This is a genomic window from Paenibacillus woosongensis (assembly GCF_030122845.1).
Taxonomy (GTDB): domain Bacteria; phylum Bacillota; class Bacilli; order Paenibacillales; family Paenibacillaceae; genus Fontibacillus; species Fontibacillus woosongensis_A.
The window spans coordinates 1,993,838-2,009,499 of sequence record NZ_CP126084.1; the positions used below are offsets into that span (position 1 = coordinate 1,993,838).

Below are 15,662 nucleotides of genomic sequence, written 5' to 3' on the forward strand. Positions count from 1 at the left end.
GCATGAAGACGTTTCGAACACGACTGACGCTTATTTTGATGAGCTTGATCGGTATTTCCATGCTTGCCGCTGGGCTATCCATGGTTCGGGTATTCAAGGATTCACATATTCGTGCCCTGGAGGAGAATCTGGTCCGGGAAATCAGTTTGCTTGAGTATACCTTCCCGTTTCGCCCGCTTGATAATAGCCCGCTGATGGTGGAATATTATACCCGGGAAGCGAAGGAGCTGGAGCAGCGCATCAATTCCCGGGTTACCTTCATCGCCTTGGATGGCCAGGTTGTTGGAGATTCGGAGAAAAATGCCGCTGACATGGACAATCACCTGAACCGTGAGGAAATCGTCTCCGCTTCCCAAGGGGAATTCGGAAGCGTAATCCGGTACAGCGAGACGCTTCATGAAGATATGCTCTATGTCGCTCATAAGGTATACTCGGACGAAGGCTTCGATGGATATATTCGTCTGTCGATGAGCCTGAAGGCCATTGACGAAGGAATGAATCGAGGCTGGACCTGGATGGCCGGGGGCCTCGTCATCCTGTTCCTGGCGGCTGGGCTGCTCAGCTACCGGATCGCTGGTGGGCTGACGAAGCCGCTGGAGCATATTACGCGTGTAGCCAACCGAATTTCCCGCCTGGATTATGACGCCCGAGTCAAACTGGAGCGCAAGGACGAGATCGGCCAGCTGGGTTTTGCGATTAATGGCATGGCGGATAGCCTGCAGCAACAGCTCAAGTGGATCAGGGACAACGAGGATTTGATGCAGAGCGTACTTGCGAACATGACCGGGGGAATCGTGATGGTGGATGCTGGAAGCCAGATCGCCTTGGTGAACCGAGAGGCAGAGCGGATTCTGCATATGAGAGCGGATCAGCTCTTAGGCAAGCCCTTCACCGTCCTGAAGCGGAATTATGAATTCATGAAATTCATGGAGGAGGGCATACAGCGCAAGGAGTATTTGCAGGAGGAACGCAGCGTGTACGATCCGGAGGAGAGAATGCTTCATTTCGATGGCGTACCGATGAGTGAAGATGACGGAAGCTACCGGGGTATGCTGTTCCTGCTTCAGGATGTGACCGATATTCGCAGGCTGGAAAGAATGCGCAGTGAATTCGTTGCCAATGTATCCCACGAGCTCAAAACGCCGATTGCAGCCGTTAAAGGCTTCGCCGAGACCCTGCTCGCCGGAGGAGTCAAGGATACGGAGACGATGCGCTCCTTCCTACAAATCATTTACGATGAAGCAGACCGATTGAATCGCCTGATTGGAGACATCCTGGAACTGTCGAAGATCGAATCCAAGCGCGCTCCTCTAGAATACGCTCCGATTCATCTGAAGGAATTGCTTGACAGCGTCGTCGAGGTGTTGCTTCCGGCGGCGAAGAAGAAATCGATCGTACTGTTGCAGGAGGTTCCGGAGCATCTATTTATCGAGGGGGACGAGGATCGGCTGCGGCAGATATTCCTCAATCTCATTTCTAACGCAATAAGTTATACCCTTGAAGGCGGAAGAGTGAGAATTGCTGCTGAAGTGTTGAACGAGGGCGGGGAGCATGAGGCAATTCGCTTTACGGTCAGCGATACAGGGATCGGCATTCCGAAGAAGGATTTGCCGCGCATTTTTGAGCGTTTCTATAGAGTGGACAAAGCCCGTTCCCGCGGGTCGGGTGGTACGGGGCTCGGACTGTCGATCGTCAAGCACTTGGTGGATTTGCATCGGGGGACGATCCGGGTAGAAAGCAAAGTGGGTGAAGGGACATCGTTCATTCTGGAACTGCCGCTGATGCATCCCGTAGAATAATGGTTTGGTTAACAGAAGGAATGAATTATGCAGAGAATGAAAAGCGGCTATTAATTATTTAAAACCAATGTGAAATTTCCTGAAAATTTTACACTACGTTAACAATGCCATGATATGCTGGGCTTGTCATGATTTCGTCGACATCCATTATGCCGGACAAGAAAATGGGGGGTACTATGACGCAACGGCTGTTAGTAATTGAGGATGAGCCAACGCTCTCGCGGCTTCTGTCTTATAACTTGTCACGCGAAGGCTATGAAGTTGTGGTTGAAGAGCATGGACAGTCTGGGTTGGACACGGCATTGAAGAACGATTTCAATTTAATATTGCTGGATTTGATGCTGCCGGGCATGAACGGGTTTGAGATCATGTCCCGGCTTCGAAATGAGGGCGTGAAGACACCCGTTATTATGCTAACGGCAAAAAATGCGGAGGAAGATGTAGTTCAAGGCTTGAAATCGGGTGCAGACGATTACATTACCAAGCCGTTCGGCGTAGCCGAGCTGCTTGCCCGAGTAACGGCCGTGCTAAGAAGATCCTCGGGCGTTGAAGAGCCGGAGAATAGACCGCAGCCCCAAGAGACAAGTTCGCAAATTACGCTAGGCGATCTCGTCATTTACCCGGAGAAATATGAGGTAACTTTAGGGAGCGAGCCGATTACGCTGCGGCCGAAGGAATTCGAAGTGCTGCTGTATTTGGCACGAAAGCCCGGAGTAGTCATGACTCGGGACGACTTGATGAATGCAGTATGGGGATTTGATTATATCGGCGGGCAGAGAACCGTGGATGTGCACGTCAGCTCTCTTCGCAAGAAACTAGAGCTGGATCCCGGATCGGTGTATATTGATTCTATTCGCGGGGTTGGTTATAAGCTCGTCGTGAACAAGAAAAAGGCTTCAATCATTTCGGAGTGAATAACAGGCAAAGAATAAAGCAAGGAGTGACTTCTGATCAATCAGGGGTCTTTTTTTTATGGAAAGCACCGAGTACGGTGCTTTTTTTGATCTTGCTCAAAGCGTTGATGGTGCGCCTAAATTATCATGAAGCCAATCAGGTTAATACATCCAAGTTGGAGGTTATAGGAATGACGACGAAACTATATCAACTGAAGACGGTCTCTTGTCCAAGCTGTATTGCTAAAATTGAAAAAATGCTCATGAAAACAAAAGGGATTCAATTGGCTGAGGTACTGTTCAATAGCTCGCGGGTACGCGCATCTTTCGAGGAAAGGGAAGTAGGATCACAAGAGATCAGGAACCTGATCGAAAAGCTAGGGTATCAGGTCATCGGGGAAAAGTAGGTAGGACATTAATTCATAAAAAGGGGGGGCGTCATGCAACCGCACAAATTGAAACGCGGCTAGCCGCGCTAATGCGGTGACAGCTTCTATATGGCTTGAATTAAATTTGCTGTTTTGTAAAACATTTAACACAGGCCCAAAGTACCGTTAACACTCCCTTAACAAAACTCTTCTATGATGCAGTCAGAGAGAGACAAAAGAGACATAAGCAAGAGAAGAGAAAGTATGGGTCAGGAGTGGTGTGAGTGGTTAATCAGGCCGTCGTTGAGCGGGATGTCTCGTTGTCTTCCCGTAGTGCTGTTAAAGTCTTTGCAAAGCAAGACAAAATAGGCAAGGAAGAAATGCCGTCTGAGAACTTGGGTGAACAGGGCAGTGCGGTGAGGACGGAAGCTTACTGCCGGTTCGTTCCGACGACAGGCCCTGACGAATCGTGCCTGAGCGTTCTCAAGCGATTCCAGGCCGATGCGAAACTCCCATGCATCATTGTGTGCGATCATGCGAATAGGCCGCTGGGACTACTCATGAGGGACACTTTCTATCGTCGATTGGCAGGACGTTTTGCTGCCGATTTGTTCTACGAAAGGCCGGCTTTGATGTTTGCGGAGAAATCGCCCCTGATCACCGAGATCACCACTTCGCCCCGGCAGCTGATCGATGCAGCATTGAATCGGGAGTCGGCAGTATTCTATGACAGCTTGATCTTAACGGAGCAAGGCGAGTTCAAAGGTGTGATGACCGTCCAGGATCTGATGCTGATGTCGAGGGAACTGCAGCGGGAAGCGGATCAAATCCGCGAGAAAATCGTCAGGGAAAGTCATGCGAAAGTGCTGGAAATCGACCGATCTGTTAAAGAAGTGTCCGCCACCTCAGAGCGGAGTCTAAGGCAAACCGTGGAGATGAGCGGATTGGCGACGGCTGGGCGGAACGAACTTGAGGCGGTGCAGGCTTCGTTCAACCGCGTTCTGAAGATGACAAAGTCCCAGGAAGAGCAAGTTGCGGCTTTACTGGGGCATGCTAGTAATATCTCGTCCATCGCGGCTTCGATTCGGGAGCTTGCGGATCAGAGCGGCCTGCTTGCGATGAATGCCTCGATTGAAGCCGCCCACGCCGGGGAGCATGGTAGAGGTTTTGCGGTCGTGGCGAGCGAAATCAGAAAGCTGGCGCTGCAAACGAAAATGTTCTCGGATGATATCGGATCCACCCTGGATATCGTTAGCGGGCTGGTCAAACAAACGGCGGACGCATCCTCTCTGACAACGATAGAAATGCAGCATAGTCACGACAGGGTGAACAGCGCAGACCATACTTTCCAAATGCTCGTCGAATCAGTGCGGACCGTAGAAGCCAGGGGAAGGGATATGTTCCAGACCGCCGGAAATGCAGCAAAGCAGACAGAGATCGTGCTGCAGGAGCTTGAGCAATTGTCATCAAAGAAATGAAGCTGGCGCAGATTAGGGGAACTAAATGTTAATGTCCGGAAAACATTTTACACTGCGTTAACATTCCTGCGTAATATCTTTTACATAGGGAAGGTAAAATGGTTTTATGTCTAAAGTTCGACACACACTAACACTGACCTACAGGTTATTGTCAGGATGCTGCTGAGATATGAAGGAGAAATGACATGGAACCGATCATCCATATTGATAGATTGAATTTATATTACGACCAGTTTCAAGCGCTGAAGAATATGTCCCTCGATATTTCCGAGAAGGCGATCACCGCATTTATCGGTCCTTCAGGCTGCGGCAAATCCACATTGCTGCGAACCTTGAACCGGATGAACGACATGATCCCTGGCACACGGATCGAAGGCTCCGTGCGAATCGGAGGAAAGGATATATACAGCGACGGCGTGGAGGTAGAAACGCTACGCAAGCAGGTGGGGATGGTATTCCAACAGCCGAACCCTTTTCCGAAATCGATTTATGATAATGTTGCATACGGGCCGAGGCTCCACGGCATAAAAGATAAAGCCACGCTGGATCAAATTGTGGAGCAGAGCCTGCGCCAGGCTGTATTGTGGGATGAGGTCAAGGATTTCCTGAGGCGTTCGGCGCTCAGCCTATCCGGCGGCCAGCAGCAGCGGCTTTGCATCGCCCGGGCGATTGCTGTCCAGCCTGACATCCTGCTCATGGATGAAGCGACATCTGCTCTGGACCCGATATCGACGCTAAAGATCGAGGAACTGGCCCAGGAATTAAAAGATAGGTATACCATCGTGATGGTTACTCATAACATGCATCAAGCGGCCCGTATTTCGGACCGCACTGTATTTTTCCTGAATGGTGAAATTGTAGAAGCAGACGATACTAACAAACTGTTCTCAACACCGCAGGATTCGCGTACCGAAGATTATATTTCAGGACGTTTTGGTTAACAGAAGGGAGCAGTGAGGTATGATCCAAAGAAGAGAGTTCGATCAAAATTTGGAGGAGCTGCGGCAGTTGCTGAGGGAAATGGGCGAGCACGTGGAGCATGCCCTCAAAGAATCCATTGTATCGCTGCAGAACTTGGACGTCAGCAGAGCCAAAGGGGTTATTGCCCAGGATTTGAAGCTGAACGAAATGGAAGAAGAAGTAATGGACATCGGCTCCAGATTGATCGTTACGCAGCAGCCTGTTGCCAAGGATCTTCGCCGGATTATCGTCGCCTTTAAAATCTCCAGCGATTTGGAGCGCATGGGCGACCTTGCGGTCGACATCGCCAAGGTGACGCTTCGTTTGGAGGGACAGACGCTGCTGAAGCCGCTTATTGACATTCCAAAAATGGCGGAGCTGGTCGAGGTCATGGTGGAGGAATCTCTCCAATCCTATTTGGATGAAAATACAGATCTGGCCTATAAGATGGCAAAGGATGACGATGAGGTCGACCATCTTTACAGTCAAACGATCAGCGAGCTGTATTCGATCGTCATTAATCACCCCGACTCCCTACAGCAGGTGATGCTGCTTACGCTGGTGGGCAGATACATTGAACGTATCGCCGACCATGCGACGAATATCGGGGAGAGCACCGTTTATCTTGTTACCGGACATCGGCCGGATCTTAATCAATAGTTAATTAAATATCGTTATTTAGAACAGTCAAAGCGCCGGAATGCTCCGGCGCTTTGCTGTTTGTGCGGGCTGCCTGTTCTGAATATCGTTAAATCGCGATTGTTTTTTATATATCGGTGGAGCATGTGTTAGAATAATAGTCAGGAGTATGTTCAGGGAACGAGGTGCTGTATGGAAAAATTAATTCTTATTGACGGAAACAGTATTATTTACCGGGCGTTCTTCGCCATGCCGCCGCTGAACAATTCAAGCGGCCTGCATACGAACGCTGTGTACGGATTTACGAATATGCTGCTAAGACTCATTCAGGATGAGAAGCCGACTCATATTATGGTAGCGTTTGATGCGGGCAAGGTGACGTTCCGCCACGAAGGTTACGAAGATTATAAAGGGGGACGGGAGAAGACGCCTCCGGAATTGAGCGAGCAGTTTCCGCTTACCCGCGAGTTGCTGGAGAGCTTTGGAATATGCTGGTTTGAGCTGCCTGGCTACGAGGCTGACGATATTATTGGAACGATCAGCAAGCAGGCTGAAGCTGCCGGCAAGGACGTGCTTGTCGTCACGGGAGACAAGGACATGCTGCAGGTAGTCAGCGATAAGGTCAAGGTGGCCTTGACGCGGAAGGGAATCAGCGAAGTGGAGCCTTATGGGCCGAAGGAGATCCAAGAGAGATATGGGCTTACCCCGGATCAGATCATTGATCTGAAGGGTCTGATGGGCGATGCTTCGGATAATATTCCCGGCGTCCCGGGAATCGGCGAGAAGACGGCGTTAAAGCTGCTTCACCAGTTCGGCTCCGTGGAGGAAGTGCTTGCCCGGACGGACGAGCTGAAGGGCAAGATGAAGGAAAATCTCATTCAGCATGCTGAGGATGCAAGGCTGAGTAAAAGGCTTGCTACGATTCACCGCGAGGTGCCGGTCGACCGGTCTTTTGACGATATGGTTTTTCGTGGGCTGCAGGAAGAGAAGGCGGGGCCGGTGCTTCGCAAGCTAGAGTTCAAATCATTGCTTGAACGATTGTCATTCGGTGAAGGGGCTGGAACGGCCGAAGCAGGGGAAGCGACCGTCAGGGCGCAGGATGAAGTTGAGGTAACGATCGTGAATGAAACCTCACTGCAAGAACTTGTGCACGAGCTTCCGGGGATCGAGGTTATGTATGTGGAATCTCGCGGCGATAATCCACATCAGTCCGAGGTTATGGGGCTGATCTTCTCTTCAAAGGAGCGTCATTTCTTTGTGTCCTGCGAATTTTTGCTAAGCGCGGAGGCGAAGCCCGTCAAGGATTGGCTTGCTAACCCGCAAATACCAAAACGCGGTTATGATCTTCATCGGGCTGATTTGGCGTTGTACTGGCAAGGAATTACGTTTGCGGGGGCCGAATTTGATATCGAACTAGCCGCGTATTTGCTGGATCCAACGGATAATAATCAGACGATCAGCGGGCTTGCTGCCAAATATCATTTGCCGCAATTGCCTTCGGATGATGAGGTATACGGGAAAGGGGCCAAATTTAAGGCGCCTGATCCTGAAACGCTCAGCCGCCATTTGGCCCGCAAGGCGCTGGCAATGCTGCGCCTGATTCCGCTGCAGAAGGAAGAGCTTGAGAAAAATGAAATGAACCGGTTGTTCTATGAGCTGGAAATGCCGCTGTCCCGCATTTTGGCGGATATGGAGAAGCAGGGGATCTCGGTCAACCGCGACGCGCTGGCGGAGCTCGGCAAGGAGTTCGAGGCGCAGATCAGCAAACTGGAGAAGCGCATTTATGAAATTGCCGGTCTGGAATTCAATTTGAATTCGCCAAAGCAGCTCGGTGAGGTTCTGTTCGATAAACTGGAGCTGCCCGTAGTCAAGAAAACGAAGACGGGATATTCCACCGATGCAGAGGTACTGGAAAAGCTGGCGCCGTATAACGAAATTGTCCAGTTCATTCTGGAATACCGCCAGCTGGCGAAGCTGCAATCGACTTATGTGGAAGGTCTGCTGAAGGAGATTCGCCAGGACACTGGCAAGGTTCATACGTTTTACCGGCAGACGATTGCCGCAACGGGCAGACTTAGCAGCCAATATCCGAATTTGCAGAACATTCCAATCCGTTTGGAGGAAGGACGCAAAATCCGCCAAGTGTTCGTGCCGTCCGAAGAGGGCTGGTCCATTCTTGCCGCGGACTATTCACAGATTGAACTGCGGGTGCTTGCGCATATTTCAGATGATAAGGGATTGCAGGAAGCCTTCCTGCATGATATGGATATTCATACGAAAACAGCTATGGATGTCTTCGGTGTATCCCAGGACCAGGTGGATGCCAATATGCGCCGTTCAGCCAAGGCTGTAAATTTCGGAATCGTCTATGGAATTAGCGATTATGGATTATCACAGAACCTGCATATTACCCGAAAGGAAGCCGCGCAATTCATTGAGCAGTATTTCGAGGCTTTTAAGGGCGTACGCCGGTATATGGATGAGATCGTTCAGGAGGCAAAGCGCAACGGCTACGTTACCACGCTGCTTGAGCGAAGACGATATCTTCCGGAAATCAACGCCTCCAACTTCAACCTGCGCTCCTTCGCCGAGCGAACGGCGATGAATACGCCGATCCAAGGCACCGCTGCGGATATCATTAAGCTGGCGATGGTGATGATGGACGAGACGCTACGTAAGCATGGGCTGAAAAGCCGGATGCTGCTTCAGGTCCATGACGAGCTGGTGTTTGAGGTGCCGCCGGAAGAGTTGGAGACGATGAGCAAGCTTGTGCCTGAGACGATGGAAAGGGCTTTGCAGCTGTCGGTTCCGTTGAAGGCGGAGGTAAGCAGCGGTTCCAACTGGTACGAAGCCAAATAGTTTAGAGGTAGTTCAAAAAGTCACTTTTGATCACGAAGTATTTCGGGAAGGGAATTCGGCGTCGAATCTTGCACTCACCCTTGAAAGCTAATGCTTCCGAAGCATGTTTCTTGCAGAAACATTGCAGGTGCTCATGTAGGCTTCTCCAGATTATGCTTTCGAAGACCGTTTTCTTCGAAAACGTCGAACTCCGCTCCTCCTGAAAGTTTTGCAGGGCAAAACTCGCATCGGAAGCATAGGCAAAGGGTTCATGCAACCGAAGCGTTTCGAAGAAACGCACCCCGGGAGAGTATGCTTCGGTACAGAAAAGCGACTTTTTGAGCCTTTAATGAAGAGGAAGTTCAAGAAGGTCGTTAATCACGAAATGAAGCAGCAACAAATTTAAAGTTTGAGGTGAAAGAACATGCCGGAGCTACCGGAAGTGGAGACCGTTCGGCGGACATTGTCGGCTCTTATCGTCGGGAAGACGATCGAGTCGGTGAAAGTGCTGCTGCCGCGAATTATTCAGCGTCCCGACGATATTAAGCGGTTTGAGACGGAGCTGGCGGGTCATACTATTGTAGATGTTGGCCGGCGCGGCAAGTTTTTGAGGATTATTATGGATCAGCTTGTCCTGGTCTCCCATCTGCGGATGGAAGGCCGATATGGCGTGTACGATCAAAATGAGGAAGTAGAGAAGCACACCCATGTCATTTTCCGGTTTACCGATGGCACGGAGCTCAGATATAAGGATGTACGGCAATTCGGCACGATGCACCTGTTCCTTCCAGGCGAGGAATTCAAGGAGAAGCCGCTCATGAAGCTTGGGCTAGAGCCGCTGGAAGATACTTTTACAGCAGAAGTTCTAAGGGAGCTACTGTTCAAGCGATCGACAAAGATCAAGGTTGCTCTGTTAAATCAGGAATATGTGGTGGGGCTCGGCAATATTTATGTGGATGAAGCACTGTTTCGGGCCGGGATTCATCCGGAGCGTGCGGCGAACACCTTGTCTGCCCAAGAATGGACAACGCTTCATGAAGCGATCGTCTTTACCTTAACCGATGCAGTACAAGCCGGAGGTTCCTCCATTAAATCGTATGTTAACGGCCAAGGCGAGATGGGGATGTTCCAGCACTCGCTGCAAATTTACGGGCGCAAAGGCGAATCGTGCGTAAAATGCGGACACCCGATCGAGAAGAGCGTCGTTGGCGGGCGGGGGACGCATTATTGCCCGATATGCCAGGTTCGTGTTCTGGACAAGCAGTCCCTGGAGAGAATCGGATCGTAATTTCCTCCATGGTTGACCCAGAGCAGGAATTCGGTTCCGAAGCTGGAAGCCCGAAGCGCAAAAGTTATAGAGATAGCGAGGTGAATCCATGAATATCGGGCTGACGGGCGGAATCGCCACGGGCAAAAGCACGGTCTCCCAAATGCTGGTTAAGCGAGGGGCCATATTAATTGATGCCGATGTCATCGCCAGAGAGGTGATGGAGCCCGGGCATCCGGTATTGCAGGCGGTACGGGAGCGGTTCGGTCCAGACGTTATCCATGATGACGGTACATTAAACCGCAAAAGGCTAGGCGAAATCGTCTTTTCCGACCCGGAGAAGCTTAAAGCGCTGAATGGTCTTACCCATCCCGCTATTCGCGCCGAAATGAGGAAACGGATGGCGGCTTATGAGGCTGCGGACCCTGGACGGCTTGTCGTCGTGGATATACCGCTGCTGTATGAATCCGGTTTGGAAACGATGTTTGAACAAGTGATGGTGGTCTATGTGCCACGTGAATTGCAGCTTAAGAGGCTGATGCAGAGAGACGAACTGACCTTAGAGCAGGCAGAGGCGAGAATACGAGCCCAAATGGATATCGAGAAAAAGAAGGAGAGGGCGGATATTTTGATTGATAACAGCCTCGGAATGGACAAGACGGAGTTGCAGATCGCGGAATTTTGGCGGAACAAGGTTTTGCTATGAAATGGCTGCGTAAAAAAAGAGTGCTGCTTTTGTTGTTTCTCGGTTTTACTGTTATTTTATTTTTTAACTCCAAATGGTTAGCCTTATTTTATCCGATTCATTTCAAAGAAGAAATAAAAGTTCATGCTCAGAAATACAATCTTGATCCTTTGATGGTGGCAGCGATCATTCGGGTGGAGAGCAATTACAAGACAGGGTCCGAATCCAAGAAGGGCGCGCTTGGCATCATGCAGATCATGCCGGATACCGCGAAATGGGTTATCGAACAGTCGAAGCTGCCAGACGTATCTTTAGATAAGGTGAAGGAAGAGAGCGATACGAATATCGCGATCGGAACCTGGTATTTGAAATCACTGCACGAACAATTCGACGGTAATGAGATCGCCATGATCGCGGCATATAACGCGGGGCCGACGAATGTCCGGAATTGGTTGCGCAGCGGTAGGTGGGATGGAAAGCTCGAATCGGTCAAAAATATCCCTTTTGGCGAAACGAGGCATTATGTACAAAGAGTTACTCATTACTACGATCAATACTCTGACATTTACGAGCATTTGTAAATTACCGGGCCCATTCCCGTATGATGGAGAAGCATTGGACAGGCTGGGGCCTGCGCCAATGCTTCCTGAGCTTGGTTGATCAAATTATTGGAATTGACCTGCCAGCTGCTGCTCGGCAATTGTTACCAGACGTTTGGTGATGAAACCACCAATCGAACCGTTTTCGTAAGAAGTCAGGTTACCGGCATATCCGTCTTGTGGGAAAGAGATGCCAAGCTCCTGAGCTACTTCATATTTCATTTGCTCCAGAGCGCCGGAAGCTTGTCTAACCACCAGGTCGTTCGAAGAATTATTATTTTGAGCCATGAGATGTTCACCTCCTTGTGGTAAAAGTATTATGTGCTGAAATAGACGACTTCATTACGAATATTTTAGTTATTTATTGGCATTCGTTGATGTATCCGACAACAGCGATCTTAGTTAAATCAAAATTCCTAATAAAAAGGGGGTAAAAGCACGTTGAAATGTCCATATTGTGACTATTCCGGAACAAAGGTGCTGGACTCCAGACCGGCAAACGAGAATCGTTCCATCCGTCGCAGGCGGGAGTGCGAGAAATGCAGCCGCCGGTTCACTACCTTTGAGATGGTGGAGGAAATGCCGCTGATCGTTATCAAAAAGGACGGCAGCCGAGAGGAATTCAATCGGGAGAAGTTGCTCCGGGGTTTGATTCGCGCTTGTGAGAAACGGCCGGTGTCCGTGGAACAGCTGGAATCGATCGTGTCGGCAGCGGAAAGATCGCTGCGTCATACAGCTAACGCTGAGGTAGAGAGCAGGGAAATCGGAGAGCTTATTATGGAGCAATTGTATCCTGTAGATGAGGTCGCATACGTAAGGTTTGCTTCGGTCTATCGCCAATTCAAGGACATCAATATGTTCATGAAGGAGTTAAAGGGGCTGCTCTCGAAGAGCAGCGGCCCGTCGGATTCGGTGTAATCCGCAGGCATACTATGGATACGCTGGAGGTTTGCATTCATGAAATGGAACAGCCAGGCCGGGATGGCGCTAGGGTTTCTAGCCGGCACGACATTTGGCAGCGGGATTGGCTTTCTGCTTCATTGGCATTCTTATGATCTGGTTGCGATCGTGAGCGCCTGCGGCGTTATCGGCACAGCCGCAGGGGTGTGGACGGTGCGTAGAGTTGTTCGCGGCACCCCAAATGCTAACAAATTGTGAAGAGCGAAAGAAAAATTTAAGGAAACTGGAATAATAAATACCCGTTTCATTCACGTTAAGTGATAGAAGCGGGTATTTATTATTTTTTTTACACAGAGTTTACAAAACTCATACATGGGTTTGATATTCGGTTTCTATAATCAGACTATACAAACAAATGAGGGGGAAACCTTAACAATGAAAAAGAGTTTGATGTTAATTTTAACTTTGGTATTGACTTTCACGTTGGCCGCATGCGGACCAAATAACGCGGCAAAGTCCAATAATTCAGCAGAAGCTCCAGGCGCTGCTAACGAAACTCCGGCAAATGAAACGCCAGCATCCGAGCTGTCCGGTTCAATCCTTGCTGTTGGTTCTTCTGCACTTCAACCTCTCGTGGATCAAGCGTCCAAAAAATTCATGGATCAGCATCCGAAGGTTTCTATCCAAGTGCAAGGCGGCGGCAGCGGCACGGGCTTGACTCAAGTATCCGGCGGACAAGCTGACATCGGCAACTCCGACGTATTCGCCGAAGAGAAGCTGGATGCAGCTCAAGCTGGTGAACTGGTTGACCATCAAGTAGCGGTCGTAGCTATGGCAGCAGTCATTAACCCTGAGATCACAGTTGATAACCTGACGAAGGATCAATTGGTAGGCATTTTCACAGGCAAAATCACTAACTGGAAAGAAGTTGGCGGACAGGATCAAAAAATTCAAATCGTAAACAGACCGTCCAGCTCGGGTACGCGCGCGACTTTTGAGAAATATGCACTAGGCACGAAAACGGAAGATCTTCAAGGCTCCATTCAAGAGGATTCCTCGGGTACCGTTAAGAAGCTGGTAAAAGAAACGCCTGGCGCGATCGGCTACCTGGCTCTGTCCTACCTGGATGATTCCATCAAAGTTGTGAAATACGACGGCGTTGAAGCGAACGAAGAGAATGTTGCTAACGGCAGCTACCCTGTATGGGCGTATGAGCACATGTACACCAAAGGCGAAGCAAACGAAGTTGTGAAAGCATTCCTCGAATATATGGTTTCCGATGATGTGCAAAATAACGATGTCGTTGAGCTTGGCTACATTCCAGCCGGAAAAATGCAAGTGAAACGCGACGCTGACGGCAATATTACGAAATAATATATGACATCATTTCGGCAAGACGAGAGGCGGATTCTTCTGCCTCTCTCTGTGCTGTGTAAAGGGAGAGGTCTTATGGCTCATGCCGGCAGAAGACAAAAACCAAAACAACACGTAATCGAAGAATGGACAGGTAAAATATTTACATCGCTATGTATCGTCCTTCTGGTCGTCACTATTTTCTCTATGGTGTATTTCGTGGCGACCAAAGGATTGAGCTCGTTTTTTAAGGACGGAATCAGCGTAGCCGAAATATTTGGCAGCACACAGTGGAAGCCGGATGGGGAGCCCCCGTTCTTCGGCGCTTTGCCATTTATTATCGGATCGTTCAGCACATCCCTGCTCGCTGCTCTGATTTCCGCACCATTAGGTATTTGCGCGGCTCTCTTCATGATTGAAATCATGCCGAAAATCGGCAGAAAATATTTGCAGCCCGTCATCGAGCTTCTGGCGGGAATTCCCTCCGTTGTCTACGGATTTGTGGGCCTGAGTGTCATCGTGCCCTTTTATCGCGACGTCTTTCCGGGTCAAGGGCTTGGGATTGCGGCCGGTGCTACCGTGCTGTCGATCATGATTCTCCCGACGATCACTTCTATTGCTACCGATGCGCTGGCCGCACTTCCTTCAGGCCTGAAGGAAGGCTCTTATGCGCTTGGGGCTACGAGATGGCAAACGCTGTACCGTACGGTGCTGCCTACGACGCTGCCTGCTTTGATGACAGGCGTTGTGCTTGGCATGGCGCGGGCCTTTGGGGAAGCGTTGGCCGTCCAGATGGTTATCGGGAATGCTCCGCATATCCCCGGGTCGCTGTTTGAATCCACATCGACTTTGACAAGTGTCATTACACTGAGCATGGGCAATACCGTTATGGGCACGATGCAGAACAATGTTCTGTGGACACTGGCTCTCATCCTGATGATGATGACCTTTGTTTTCGTCTTCGTAGTACGGTGGCTGGAAAGGAGAGCTAATCGATGAGCGCAAAAACAGCAGATAAAATCGCAACCGCGGTCATTATAACCTTGGCCGGCTTTATCGTCCTGATCTTGGCTGGACTGCTTGGCTTCATTCTGGTCAGAGGACTTGGACATATCAGCTTCGACTTCCTGACTTCCCCTCCGGAAACGATTAAGGAAGGCGGCGGGATTGGGCCGCAGCTGTTCAATTCCCTGTTTCTGCTCGTCCTGACCCTGCTGATCACAGTTCCGCTGGGACTTGGTGCAGGAATCTATATGAGCGAGTACGCCAAGCCGGGAAAAGTGACGGATTTTATACGCTTGATCGTTGAGGTGCTGTCCTCCTTTCCTTCCATTGTGGTTGGTTTGTTCGGCTTGCTGGTTATCGTTAACGTCTTCGGCTTCGGCTTCTCTCTGTTCTCCGGCGCCCTCGCATTGACCGTGTTCAACCTTCCGCTAATGGTGCGGATTACGGAGCAGGGCATGAGAAGTGTTCCGGTAGCACAGAAGGAGGCAAGTCTGGCTCTAGGTCTGTCAAAATGGAAGACGATTCGTTCAATTATGCTGCCGATCGCGATGCCGATTATTTTGACGGGGACGATTCTCGCTGCGGGCCGCGTGTTTGGCGAAGCGGCTGCCCTATTGTTTACCGCGGGGATGAGCAGTCCGAGACTTGACTTCACGGATTGGAATCCGTTCAGCCCGATGTCTCCCTTAAACCCGTTCCGCCCTGCCGAGACACTGGCCGTTCATATCTGGAAGATCAATTCGGAAGGATTGGCTCCGGATGCTCCAGAAATTGCTGCTGGAGCCTCAGCCGTACTCATATTAACCGTGCTGGTGTTCAATCTTCTGGCCCGCTGGCTGGGGCGCGTCATGCACAAGAAATTTACAGCAACGAAATAG

16 protein-coding genes are annotated in these 15,662 nt (G+C 50.2%); 15 read left to right on the forward strand and 1 reads right to left on the reverse strand.

What is annotated here, in order from left to right; translation table 11 throughout:
- The first annotated feature begins 2 nt into the window (after positions 1 to 2).
- The 10 genes from pnpS to QNH46_RS08960 all read left to right on the forward strand — a co-directional run bounded on the left by pnpS (position 3) and on the right by QNH46_RS08960 (position 11,508).
- Complete coding sequence (gene pnpS, locus QNH46_RS08915; RefSeq protein WP_283927783.1) at positions 3 to 1,799, forward strand: two-component system histidine kinase PnpS; 1,797 nt, start codon at positions 3 to 5, stop codon at positions 1,797 to 1,799.
- 176 nt (positions 1,800 to 1,975) lie between these two features.
- Positions 1,976 to 2,713 carry a response regulator transcription factor gene (locus tag QNH46_RS08920; RefSeq protein WP_155609221.1) on the forward strand — a complete coding sequence of 246 codons (738 nt, stop codon included), beginning with the start codon at positions 1,976 to 1,978 and terminating at the stop codon, positions 2,711 to 2,713.
- 170 nt (positions 2,714 to 2,883) lie between these two features.
- Positions 2,884 to 3,099 carry a heavy-metal-associated domain-containing protein gene (locus QNH46_RS08925; protein WP_283927784.1) on the forward strand — a complete coding sequence of 72 codons (216 nt, stop codon included), beginning with the start codon at positions 2,884 to 2,886 and terminating at the stop codon, positions 3,097 to 3,099.
- A 245-nt stretch (positions 3,100 to 3,344) separates the two neighbouring features.
- The gene (locus QNH46_RS08930; protein ID WP_283927785.1) at positions 3,345 to 4,538 is read left to right on the forward strand and encodes a methyl-accepting chemotaxis protein; all 1,194 of its coding nucleotides are present in this window, start codon (positions 3,345 to 3,347) and stop codon (positions 4,536 to 4,538) included.
- Positions 4,539 to 4,723: 185 nt separating this feature from the next.
- Positions 4,724 to 5,479 carry a phosphate ABC transporter ATP-binding protein PstB gene (pstB, locus tag QNH46_RS08935; RefSeq protein WP_283927786.1) on the forward strand — a complete coding sequence of 252 codons (756 nt, stop codon included), beginning with the start codon at positions 4,724 to 4,726 and terminating at the stop codon, positions 5,477 to 5,479.
- Positions 5,480 to 5,498: 19 nt separating this feature from the next.
- The gene (gene phoU, locus QNH46_RS08940) at positions 5,499 to 6,158 is read left to right on the forward strand and encodes a phosphate signaling complex protein PhoU (RefSeq protein ID WP_283927787.1); all 660 of its coding nucleotides are present in this window, start codon (positions 5,499 to 5,501) and stop codon (positions 6,156 to 6,158) included.
- A gap of 171 nt (positions 6,159 to 6,329) precedes the next feature.
- A complete protein-coding gene (polA, locus tag QNH46_RS08945; RefSeq protein WP_283927788.1) occupies positions 6,330 to 8,996 on the forward strand; it encodes a DNA polymerase I in 2,667 nt (888 codons plus the stop codon).
- A gap of 403 nt (positions 8,997 to 9,399) precedes the next feature.
- Positions 9,400 to 10,263 carry a DNA-formamidopyrimidine glycosylase gene (mutM, locus tag QNH46_RS08950; protein ID WP_283927789.1) on the forward strand — a complete coding sequence of 288 codons (864 nt, stop codon included), beginning with the start codon at positions 9,400 to 9,402 and terminating at the stop codon, positions 10,261 to 10,263.
- 88 nt (positions 10,264 to 10,351) lie between these two features.
- On the forward strand, positions 10,352 to 10,948 hold the full coding sequence (gene coaE / locus QNH46_RS08955; RefSeq protein ID WP_283927790.1) for a dephospho-CoA kinase: 597 nt from the start codon (positions 10,352 to 10,354) through the stop codon (positions 10,946 to 10,948).
- Positions 10,945 to 11,508: a lytic transglycosylase domain-containing protein gene (locus tag QNH46_RS08960; protein WP_213588955.1), complete on the forward strand. Its 564-nt coding sequence runs from the start codon at positions 10,945 to 10,947 to the stop codon at positions 11,506 to 11,508. Before coaE ends, QNH46_RS08960 begins: the two co-directional genes overlap by 4 nt.
- An 84-nt stretch (positions 11,509 to 11,592) precedes the next feature.
- On the opposite strand, the gene QNH46_RS08965 is transcribed toward QNH46_RS08960, so the two are convergent.
- Positions 11,593 to 11,814 carry an alpha/beta-type small acid-soluble spore protein gene (locus QNH46_RS08965; protein ID WP_055108788.1) on the reverse strand — a complete coding sequence of 74 codons (222 nt, stop codon included), beginning with the start codon at positions 11,812 to 11,814 and terminating at the stop codon, positions 11,593 to 11,595.
- Between the two features lie 153 nt (positions 11,815 to 11,967).
- Between QNH46_RS08965 and nrdR the strand changes: the two genes are divergently transcribed.
- The 5 genes from nrdR to pstA all read left to right on the forward strand — a co-directional run bounded on the left by nrdR (position 11,968) and on the right by pstA (position 15,662).
- On the forward strand, positions 11,968 to 12,444 hold the full coding sequence (gene nrdR, locus QNH46_RS08970) for a transcriptional regulator NrdR (protein WP_283927791.1): 477 nt from the start codon (positions 11,968 to 11,970) through the stop codon (positions 12,442 to 12,444).
- 39 nt (positions 12,445 to 12,483) lie between these two features.
- Entirely contained in the window at positions 12,484 to 12,684 is a 201-nt protein-coding gene (locus QNH46_RS08975; RefSeq protein ID WP_283927792.1) for a hypothetical protein, read from the forward strand.
- 177 nt (positions 12,685 to 12,861) lie between these two features.
- Complete coding sequence (locus tag QNH46_RS08980) at positions 12,862 to 13,800, forward strand: phosphate ABC transporter substrate-binding protein PstS family protein (protein WP_283927793.1); 939 nt, start codon at positions 12,862 to 12,864, stop codon at positions 13,798 to 13,800.
- Positions 13,801 to 13,875: 75 nt separating this feature from the next.
- Complete coding sequence (gene pstC / locus QNH46_RS08985) at positions 13,876 to 14,778, forward strand: phosphate ABC transporter permease subunit PstC (protein WP_213588952.1); 903 nt, start codon at positions 13,876 to 13,878, stop codon at positions 14,776 to 14,778.
- On the forward strand, positions 14,775 to 15,662 hold the full coding sequence (pstA, locus tag QNH46_RS08990) for a phosphate ABC transporter permease PstA (protein ID WP_283927794.1): 888 nt from the start codon (positions 14,775 to 14,777) through the stop codon (positions 15,660 to 15,662). Before pstC ends, pstA begins: the two co-directional genes overlap by 4 nt.

Bases quoted from the DNA above. Each gene is read 5' to 3' on its own strand.
- pnpS (WP_283927783.1), top strand. From the start codon at position 3: ATGAAGACGTTTCGAACACGACTGACGCTTATTTTGATGAGCTTGATC.
- QNH46_RS08920 (WP_155609221.1), top strand. From the start codon at position 1,976: ATGACGCAACGGCTGTTAGTAATTGAGGATGAGCCAACGCTCTCGCGG.
- QNH46_RS08925 (WP_283927784.1), top strand. From the start codon at position 2,884: ATGACGACGAAACTATATCAACTGAAGACGGTCTCTTGTCCAAGCTGT.
- pstB (WP_283927786.1), top strand. From the start codon at position 4,724: ATGGAACCGATCATCCATATTGATAGATTGAATTTATATTACGACCAG.
- phoU (WP_283927787.1), top strand. From the start codon at position 5,499: ATGATCCAAAGAAGAGAGTTCGATCAAAATTTGGAGGAGCTGCGGCAG.
- polA (WP_283927788.1), top strand. From the start codon at position 6,330: ATGGAAAAATTAATTCTTATTGACGGAAACAGTATTATTTACCGGGCG.
- mutM (WP_283927789.1), top strand. From the start codon at position 9,400: ATGCCGGAGCTACCGGAAGTGGAGACCGTTCGGCGGACATTGTCGGCT.
- coaE (WP_283927790.1), top strand. From the start codon at position 10,352: ATGAATATCGGGCTGACGGGCGGAATCGCCACGGGCAAAAGCACGGTC.
- QNH46_RS08960 (WP_213588955.1), top strand. From the start codon at position 10,945: ATGAAATGGCTGCGTAAAAAAAGAGTGCTGCTTTTGTTGTTTCTCGGT.
- QNH46_RS08965 (WP_055108788.1), bottom strand. From the start codon at position 11,814: ATGGCTCAAAATAATAATTCTTCGAACGACCTGGTGGTTAGACAAGCT.
- QNH46_RS08975 (WP_283927792.1), top strand. From the start codon at position 12,484: ATGAAATGGAACAGCCAGGCCGGGATGGCGCTAGGGTTTCTAGCCGGC.
- QNH46_RS08980 (WP_283927793.1), top strand. From the start codon at position 12,862: ATGAAAAAGAGTTTGATGTTAATTTTAACTTTGGTATTGACTTTCACG.
- pstC (WP_213588952.1), top strand. From the start codon at position 13,876: ATGGCTCATGCCGGCAGAAGACAAAAACCAAAACAACACGTAATCGAA.
- pstA (WP_283927794.1), top strand. From the start codon at position 14,775: ATGAGCGCAAAAACAGCAGATAAAATCGCAACCGCGGTCATTATAACC.